Source organism: Pacificibacter sp., assembly GCF_039769035.1.
In the GTDB taxonomy this organism is placed as follows: Bacteria; Pseudomonadota; Alphaproteobacteria; order Rhodobacterales; family Rhodobacteraceae; genus Celeribacter.
The window spans coordinates 19,381-28,114 of record NZ_JBDMZG010000011.1 but is presented as its reverse complement, the minus strand read 5'-3'; the positions used below and the strand labels follow the sequence as shown (position 1 = coordinate 28,114).

The window sequence follows — 8,734 nt, the reverse complement described above, 5'->3', positions numbered from 1 at the left end:
CCCAAATACAAAAAGGGCGCCCATATTTGGACGCCCTTTTTCAATGTGACATGCAACAGATCAGTTGCCGAAATGAATCCCAATGGCGGTGGATGTCCCAAGGCCGCTTTTAGAATTTATTGACACTGTCGAATTTGCACTGACGGTCGGTTTTGTCGGCTCACCATCTGCTCCACAAGACGCAACAAGGCCGCAAAACATCAAAGCTGTCAAAATACGTGTCATCCAAGAACCTCTCTCCAACGAGCAATTTGCGCACGCACTTGTGCAGGCGCTGTACCGCCATAGCTTGTCCGAGAAGCAACCGAGTTTTCAACCGTCAAAACAGTGTAGACCCCATCAGTGATGGCTGTATGAGCGGATTTCATCTCATCCAAGCTCAAATCCGGCAGATCGCAGCCTTTGGATTCAGCCAGCGCAACAAGAGCACCGGTTACGTGGTGCGCATCGCGGAAAGGCAATCCAGCCTCACGCACCAACCAGTCCGCCAGATCTGTGGCTGTGGAAAATCCAGACGCAGCAGCAGAACGCAAGCTGTCCACATTCGCGGTCATGTCAGACACCATCCCCGTCATCGCAGCGAGCGCCAACATCAGGTTGTCAGCCGCATCAAAGACCTGTTCTTTGTCTTCTTGCATGTCCTTGGAATAAGCCAAAGGCAGACCCTTCATCACCGTAAACAAGGCAACCATAGCGCCCATGATACGACCAACTTTGGCACGAATCAGCTCTGCGGCGTCAGGGTTCTTCTTTTGCGGCATAATAGATGAACCGGTCGAAAAGCGATCAGACAGCGTCACGAAACGGAACTGAGCCGAGGACCAGATCACCAATTCTTCAGCAAAGCGCGACAGGTGCATCGCGGTGATTGACGCACAGGACAAGAACTCAAGCGCGAAGTCGCGATCAGCCACTGCATCAAGCGAGTTGGCAGTCGGGCGATCAAATCCCAGCGCCTCGGCCGTCATGTGACGATCGATTGGAAAACCAGTGCCCGCCAACGCGGCTGAGCCAAGCGGGTTTTCATTCATCCGCGCCCGTGCGTCTTTGAAGCGCGACACATCGCGGCCCAACATTTCAACATAGGCCATCATGTGGTGACCCCAAGTGACAGGCTGCGCGGTTTGCAAATGCGTAAACCCTGGCATCACCCAATCAGCGCCCGCCTCGGCTTGGTCAAGCAAGGCTTTGATCAAGGCTTCCAAGCCTTCGATTGCCGCATCCATTTGATCACGCGTCCACAGTTTGAAATCCGTGGCAACTTGGTCGTTGCGCGACCGCGCGGTGTGCAACCGGCCAGCAGGCTCGCCCACGATCTCTTTGAGACGTGCTTCAACATTCATGTGGATGTCTTCAAGTGCTGTCGAAAACTCGAATTTTCCGCTCTCGATTTCTGACAAAACCGTGAGAAGGCCTTCCCGAATGGTCTCGGCATCGGTATCAGTGATGATACCTTGAGCTGCAAGCATCGCAGCATGAGCGCGCGACCCAGTGATGTCTTGGAAGGCAAGTCGTTTATCGTAGCCGATTGAAGCGTTGATCGCTTCCATGATTGCATCTGGACCAGCGGCGAACCGCCCGCCCCACATCGCGTTGGATTTTTTGTCGGTCATGGACACACCCGAATGTTGAAAAAGCTAAAAGTTGCCCTCCTCTACACGGCCCTGAGCCTTACTGCAAATACTGCGCATAGCTTGGATATCGCCGATGTTGCTGACATGCGCGAAGGCTCCATGCGCAAACTGGTGATTCATGCCGAACCTAAAGAAGTATCGCAGATTCCCTTCAGCGCGCCCGACGGCACAACGTTCCAATTGTCCGACTTTTCTGGCGAATATGTATTGCTGAACTTTTGGGCCACATGGTGCGTCCCTTGCCGCAAAGAAATGCCCGATTTGAACACTCTGTCTGAACAGTTTTCGGACAAAGGCCTCAAAGTGCTGACCGTCGCCTCAGGTCACAACCCACTGCCCGCAATCAAAAAGTTCTATGCGGAAAACGCCTTGGACCATCTGCCAGTGTTGCTAGACCCCAAGGGCGCGTTTTCTCGCGACATGGACGTTTTGTTCTTACCAATCACCGTGCTGATTTCCCCTGAAGGGCAAGAAGTTGCCCGCCTCAAAGGCGACGCCGCTTGGGCAGCCCCCGAGGCCGTGGATCTGCTCAACACGTTGGTCGCGCAAAACCCTGCTGCGACCGCCACCTCAGAATAGCGCGCTGCCGAGTAATCGGGGCACAATTCTGAACCTGTGCGTGTGAAACTGCGAGGACATCCAGAGCAGGCTTCATCAAGACAAACTAAAAATGTGTTAAATTCAACGCAGTGGCAGACCGCCAAGTTTGCGACGTATAAAATGTGTTTATTTTCAAAGCATTGCACAAAACCTAACGCGAAAAGATTGTACACGGCAAAGTGCAACAGTTTACCAATCATTATCTACTTTGAGCGATGCTACGAGAAAGCCGTGATGCGCACGCTCAAAGGAGATAGGGATGAACAACTCAGGTTCGGCACAGGGTGCATACAGTGATCCGCTTTCTGCCGCAGTCACTGAACGCAACCGCGACACGATGCAAATGGTCCGCGACGCCATTAAAAACAAACAGGTTTTATTGGCTTACCAACCTGTGGTTCAGACGCGACGCCAGAACAAAGCCGCCTTCCACGAAGGTCTGCTGCGCGTCCTCGACAAAACCGGCCGCATCATCCCCGCGCGCGAATTCATCAACGTTGCTGAAACGTCCGAAGTCGGTCGAGAACTCGACAGCCTTTCTATTGAACTCGGCGTCAAAACACTCCTAGAAAATCCCGACATTCGACTCTCAATCAACTTGTCAGCCCGCTCCATTGGCTACCCGAAGTGGAAAGAAAACCTCATGCGCGGGCTTGCCATCGACAAGACCATCGCTGAACGCTTGATTCTAGAAATTACGGAAAGCTCAACCATGCTCATGCCCGACTTGGTGAGCGTCTTCATGACCGAAATGCAGGCCAAGGGTATCTCCTTTGCGCTCGACGACTTTGGCTCCGGCTACATTGCGTTCCGATACTTCAAGGACTTTACCTTCGACATTGTCAAAATTGATGGGTCATTCATCCAAGGAATCACGCGCAACCCAGACAACCAAGTGCTGACACAAGCACTCGTCTCAATTGCGCAACAATTTGACATGTACACAGTGGCAGAATTTGTTGAATCCAAAGAGGATGCGGACTACCTTGCTTCTATAGGAATCGATTGCCTACAGGGTTACTATTTTGGCGCCGCGCGCATTGACCCTGAATGGAAGTCCAATAAGGGTCAAAAAATTGCAAGTTAATGCAAGTTTTATGGCAAGTGGGACATCCTGACCATTGATTGTAGTGCACGTGCAGCATAAGCTTTCCGCAGGGAGAACGCAACTTTGTTGCAAAAACCAAGCCCGCTTGGCAATCTCCCGCTAATTTTTTAGGAGAGATAGCACTATCATGACAAATGTCGTAATCGCCTCTGCCGCTCGCACAGCCGTCGGCAGTTTCGCCGGCTCATTTGCGAATACACCCGCACATGTCCTAGGTGCCGCCGTTCTCGAAGCGTTGGTAGAGCGCGCCGGAATCGAAAAAAGTGACGTCTCTGAGACGATCCTTGGTCAAGTTTTGACTGCTGGTCAGGGCCAAAACCCCGCACGCCAAGCACACATTCTTGCAGGTCTTCCACAAGAATCTTCTGCTTGGGGCATCAACCAAGTCTGTGGGTCTGGTCTGCGCACCGTCGCGCTGGCGGCTCAACACATCATGCTCGGCGACGCCGACATCGTATGTGCAGGCGGTCAAGAAAACATGTCCATGTCGCCTCACGTTGCCAATTTGCGCGCAGGTCACAAAATGGGCGACATGAAGTTCATCGACTCCATGATCAAAGACGGTTTGTGGGACGCTTTCAACGACTACCACATGGGCATCACAGCCGAAAACGTCGCAAAGCAGTGGGAAATTTCTCGCGAAATGCAGGACGCCTTGGCCCTTGCCTCACAAAACAAAGCTGAAGCTGCACAACTGGCCGGAAAATTTGCGGATGAAATCATCCCCTTCACCGTCAAAACGCGCCGCAGTGAAACGGTTGTCGACGCTGACGAATACATCCGTCACGGCGCAACACTCGAAAGCATGCAAAAACTTCGCGCTGCATTTGATCGCGAAGGCAGCGTAACAGCTGGCAACGCATCCGGTTTGAACGACGGCGCTGCTGGTGTCTTGCTCATGTCAGCCGACAACGCTGCCAAACGCGGCATCAAGCCACTGGGCCGCATTGCGTCTTACGCCACGGCTGGCTTGGACCCCTCCATCATGGGCGTTGGTCCTATTCACGCCTCAAAAAAGGCGCTCGAAAAAGCAGGTTGGAAAGCTGAAGATCTGGACTTGGTGGAAGCCAACGAAGCCTTCGCTGCGCAAGCTTGTGCCGTCAACAAAGACATGGGCTGGAACCCTGAAATTGTGAACGTCAATGGCGGCGCTATCGCTATTGGTCACCCGATCGGCGCATCCGGTGCACGTATTTTGAATACCTTGTTGTTTGAAATGCAGCGCCGCGACGCCAAAAAAGGTCTTGCGACACTTTGCATCGGCGGTGGCATGGGCGTGGCCCTATGCGTTGAGCGCGATTAAAAACGGAGAAGGTGCGCATGTGATCTGCGCACCTTCTACCCACACATTTCACTAAATTATTCGCCAGAGGAGGGCACAATGGGTAGAGTTGCACTTGTAACAGGAGGCACGCGCGGAATTGGCGCGGCTATTTCAAAGACACTAAAAGCTGCGGGCTGCGAAGTTGCTGCAAACTTTGCGGGCAATGAAGAAGCCGCTGCGAAATTCACAGCCGAAACAGGCATCAAGACATTCAAATGGAATGTTGCGGATTACGACGCCTCCAAAGCGGGCATCGCCGAAGTTGAAGCCGAACTTGGACCAGTCGACATTGTTGTCGCCAATGCGGGCATTACACGCGACGCACCGTTTCACAAAATGACACCAGAACAGTGGAACCAAGTGGTCGACACCAACCTGTCCGGCGTGTTCAACACAGTTCACCCCGTTTGGCCAGGCATGCGCGAACGCAAATTCGGGCGCGTGATCGTGATTTCATCCATCAACGGTCAAAAAGGTCAATTTGCACAGGTCAACTATGCGGCGACAAAAGCGGGCGACTTGGGCATCGTGAAATCACTGGCGCAAGAAGGCGCTCGCGCTGGTATTACGGCAAATGCAATCTGCCCTGGTTACATTGCAACAGAAATGGTCATGGCCATTCCTGAAGAAGTTCGCAATAAAATCATCGCAGGCATTCCAGCTGGCCGCCTTGGTGAACCAGAAGAAATCGCACGCTGCGTTGCCTTCTTGGCAAGCGACGACTCGGGCTTCATGAACGGGTCCACGATTTCAGCCAACGGCGCGCAATTCTTCGTCTAACTTAAAGTTTGGCATTGCAAAAACATGGGTCGCCCTTGGGCGGCCCTTTTTCATTGAGCACGCTGCCTCGAACAGGTTATGTCACAGTATGACACAACGCTCCGCAACACTTGTCGGTTTTGTCGCCATCGTGCTTTGGGCACTTTTGGCACTCTTCACCGTCGGAACCTTCCCCGTGCCGCCATTACAATTGAACGCCCTGTGCTTTTCAATTGGGGGCGCAATCGGCATGATTTGGATCACCTACACAAAAAGCTGGGGCGATCTCAAACGCGTGCCACTTTCGGTGTACGGCTTTGGAACGCTTGGGCTATTTGGCTATCACTTCCTCTATTTTTCAGCGTTGCGCGCGGCACCCCCTGCAGAAGCAGGGTTGATTGCCTATCTTTGGCCGCTTTTGATCGTACTTTTTTCGGGGCTTTTGCCGGGGGAACGGTTGCGTAGCCTTCATATTGTTGGCGCGATAACATCGTTCTTTGGCGCAAGTTTGATCGTCGCCGCAGGTGCAAATTTCGACGCTGGAAATGCGTGGGGATACGGCTTGGCTTTGGCCTGTGCGTTCACATGGTCAGGCTACTCGGTTTTGTCACGCCGTTTGGGTGCCATTCCGACGGCTTCGGTTATGGTGTTTTGCATCGCGACCGCCATATTGTCAGCAATTGCCCATGTATTTTTGGAAACGACCGCTTGGCCCACTGCGCCGATTGGTTGGATTTCAATTTTGGGCCTTGGTCTAGGGCCGGTAGGTGCTGCGTTTTATGTGTGGGACATTGGGGTCAAGCGTGGAAACATCCAGCTGCTTGGAACGGCGTCCTATGCGGCACCGCTTTTGTCGACAATTGTGTTGGTGGGGGTTGGTATTGCGGATCCAAAACCTGCGCTGATCGCATCAGCTGTTTTGATCACATTGGGCGCCGGCTTGGCAGCATTTGCGAGCCGCCAAACCGAATAACAAAACTCTACGCTGATAGGCGTGTGATCTCTTCTTTCAGACGGAGTTTTTGTTTTTTAAGATCTGCGATTTTCAAATCGTCAGTACTTGGGGAACGTTGGGCTTTTTCGACGGCTTCGGTCAAGGTTTGGTGCTTTTTCTTCAACTCGTGGATGTGGGAACTCAATGTCATTGCATATCCTCTTATTTGTTGACGGACTAACTGTGTAAGTCACCTAACAAGTGCACCACATTTTTCGAGTCGTGTCACGCATCTGTTACGAACTTATCCGTGAACAGACATTTGCACGCAAAGTCTTGCCGATGCGTTAATCCCCCCACTCCAAAGCGCGCGAATGACGCAGGATGGACATCGCTTTTTCACTGTAACTATCGCCATCACGTTCGTGGCGTGGGCCGTCGTGCATGCGCAAGGGGGCTTCCAACACGAAATCAGCGCGCCCAAGTTTGCGCGCTTGCACGATGACAAGCCGTGCCGCACGGCCGGACCGTGCTTGGATCGGGCGCACGCGAACCGACCCCAGCCGCCCCTCGAGCGCCGATAGAATATCGAGAAGACGGTCCGCCTTTTGGATCATCGTAAAATACCCGCGCGGGCCAAGACGTCGTGATGCGACATCCACCCATGTGTCCAACGGGGTTTCCCCGCTGACGGCCACGACGCGCCCCCGATCATCGGGTGCCGTGGATTTGTCTTTCAGATAATATGGGGGATTGGCGATAACATGGTCAAATCGACGGTCGCGCACTTCAAGTGGCATCTTGCGAATATCCGCTTCCACCACGGTCATATTCACGCCGTTTTCCGACGCATTGCGCCGCGCGAGATCCGCATAATAGGGTTGCAGCTCGACACCGACAAATTCCATACCTGCCACGCGTGCATTCAAACACAGCGAGGCAGCACCCGCGCCACAGCCAAGTTCAAGTACAGATTGGCCCTCTTCACCAGGCGTGGCCGCGGCTAATAGTACGGGGTCAACCCCAGCACGATACCCGCGCACTGGCTGGCAAAGCTGCACCCGTCCCATCAAAAACGCATCACGGGTTTCCGGCTGATCAGTCACTCAGGTTCCAACTCGAAATCGTTGTCTGTCAAAATGCGGCGTGCTTGCGCAAGATCGTCATCGAGCACCATTAATCGGCGCGGCAATATGCCAAGGGATCCTTCGAGCACGCTCATATGGACGTCCATTTCAAAGCAGTTTATATCCTCACCAGAGAGCAGTGCTTTGGCGTAGATGATTTTCATCGGATCAGTTGTACGAAGGAGCTGTTTCATAATTCGATTTAACGTCAGACCGCATGGTTTGTCGAGTGAAGGACGCCGCCAGATGAGCCTTGATAACGCAACTGTTAAACCACATGAGAAATTGGCAGCGGCGCTCGCGCCAGAATTGGCAGAGGTAAACACCCTAATTCGCAACCGCATGGCTTCCAAACACGCACCGCGCATCCCAGAAGTGACGGCACATCTGGTGGAAGCGGGCGGCAAACGTTTGCGCCCAATGTTGACGCTCGCGGCGGCGAAAGCCTGTGGCTACACTGGCCCCTATCACATTCACCTAGCTGCCACGGTTGAGTTCATTCACACCGCCACATTGCTGCATGATGATGTGGTGGATGAGAGCGCGCAACGCCGCGGCCGCCCGACTGCAAACCTATTGTGGGACAATAAATCATCGGTTCTTGTTGGCGACTATCTTTTTGCGCGGTCCTTCCAATTGATGACCGAGTGTAATTCGATGCGGGTGATGCACATCTTGTCTGGCGCATCTGCGACCATCGCCGAGGGCGAAGTATTGCAGCTGACTGCGGCGCAGGATTTGGCCACGACAGAAGACACTTACTTGCAAGTGGTCCGCGGCAAAACGGCTGCATTGTTTTCGGCAGCAACCGAGGTCGGAGGCGTCATCGCCGAGGCAGATGCAGACGTCACGCAAGCGCTGTTTGACTACGGCGATGCCTTGGGTGTGTCGTTTCAGATTGTCGATGATCTGCTGGACTACGAAGGCACGGGTGAGACCGGCAAAAACGTTGGCGACGATTTCCGTGAGCGTAAATTGACTTTGCCGGTGATCAAGGCTGTGGCCAAAGCCGATGATGAAGAGCGCGCCTTTTGGGTGAAAACCATCGAAAGAGGCAAGCAGGATGATGGTGATTTGGAGCAGGCTATCGCGCTGTTAAACAAGCACAATACCCTGCAAGAAACGCGTTCAGAAGCGCTGGAATGGGCCGAAAAAGCCAAGTCTGCACTGGTGGCGTTGCCACAAAGCGACATCGTCGAAATGCTCACCGATATCGCCGACTACGTGGTTGCACGATTGCGCTGATTG

General features: G+C 53.3%; 10 protein-coding genes. 6 read left to right on the top strand and 4 right to left on the bottom strand.

The genetic code is table 11. The features are described 5' to 3' along the window. Window positions 1-221: 221 nt before the first annotated feature. A complete protein-coding gene (gene argH / locus ABF287_RS00860) occupies window positions 222-1,613 on the bottom strand; it encodes an argininosuccinate lyase (protein WP_347183134.1) in 1,392 nt (463 codons plus the stop codon). 12 nt (window positions 1,614-1,625) lie between these two features. On the opposite strand from argH, the gene ABF287_RS00855 reads away from it, so the two are divergent. From ABF287_RS00855 to ABF287_RS00835, 5 genes are all read left to right on the top strand, one after another. Continuing rightward, a complete protein-coding gene (locus ABF287_RS00855) occupies window positions 1,626-2,213 on the top strand; it encodes a TlpA disulfide reductase family protein (protein WP_347183133.1) in 588 nt (195 codons plus the stop codon). A gap of 280 nt (window positions 2,214-2,493) precedes the next feature. After that, window positions 2,494-3,321: an EAL domain-containing protein gene (locus ABF287_RS00850; protein ID WP_347183132.1), complete on the top strand. Its 828-nt coding sequence runs from the start codon at window positions 2,494-2,496 to the stop codon at window positions 3,319-3,321. Between the two features lie 148 nt (window positions 3,322-3,469). Beyond that, window positions 3,470-4,645: an acetyl-CoA C-acetyltransferase gene (locus tag ABF287_RS00845; RefSeq protein WP_347183131.1), complete on the top strand. Its 1,176-nt coding sequence runs from the start codon at window positions 3,470-3,472 to the stop codon at window positions 4,643-4,645. Between the two features lie 78 nt (window positions 4,646-4,723). Continuing rightward, window positions 4,724-5,446: an acetoacetyl-CoA reductase gene (gene phbB / locus ABF287_RS00840; protein ID WP_347183130.1), complete on the top strand. Its 723-nt coding sequence runs from the start codon at window positions 4,724-4,726 to the stop codon at window positions 5,444-5,446. Window positions 5,447-5,534: 88 nt separating this feature from the next. Beyond that, window positions 5,535-6,398, top strand: coding sequence for an EamA family transporter (locus ABF287_RS00835; protein WP_347183129.1), 864 nt, complete (start codon window positions 5,535-5,537; stop codon window positions 6,396-6,398). Between the two features lie 7 nt (window positions 6,399-6,405). Here the strand turns inward: ABF287_RS00835 and ABF287_RS00830 are convergent, their stop codons facing one another. The 3 genes from ABF287_RS00830 to ABF287_RS00820 all read right to left on the bottom strand — a co-directional run bounded on the left by ABF287_RS00830 (window position 6,406) and on the right by ABF287_RS00820 (window position 7,680). Beyond that, a complete protein-coding gene (locus tag ABF287_RS00830; RefSeq protein ID WP_347183128.1) occupies window positions 6,406-6,570 on the bottom strand; it encodes a DUF465 domain-containing protein in 165 nt (54 codons plus the stop codon). Between the two features lie 136 nt (window positions 6,571-6,706). Next, the gene (locus ABF287_RS00825; protein WP_347183127.1) at window positions 6,707-7,465 is read right to left on the bottom strand and encodes a methyltransferase domain-containing protein; all 759 of its coding nucleotides are present in this window, start codon (window positions 7,463-7,465) and stop codon (window positions 6,707-6,709) included. Continuing rightward, window positions 7,462-7,680, bottom strand: coding sequence for a DUF2007 domain-containing protein (locus tag ABF287_RS00820; RefSeq protein ID WP_347183126.1), 219 nt, complete (start codon window positions 7,678-7,680; stop codon window positions 7,462-7,464). The genes ABF287_RS00825 and ABF287_RS00820 overlap by 4 nt, the downstream gene beginning before the upstream one ends. 52 nt (window positions 7,681-7,732) lie before the next feature. Here ABF287_RS00820 and ABF287_RS00815 point away from each other — a divergent pair, with 52 nt between their 5' ends. Further along, window positions 7,733-8,731 (top strand): polyprenyl synthetase family protein, encoded by a 999-nt coding sequence (locus ABF287_RS00815; RefSeq protein ID WP_347183125.1) that lies wholly within the window; start codon window positions 7,733-7,735, stop codon window positions 8,729-8,731. The last annotated feature ends 3 nt before the right edge of the window (window positions 8,732-8,734 follow it).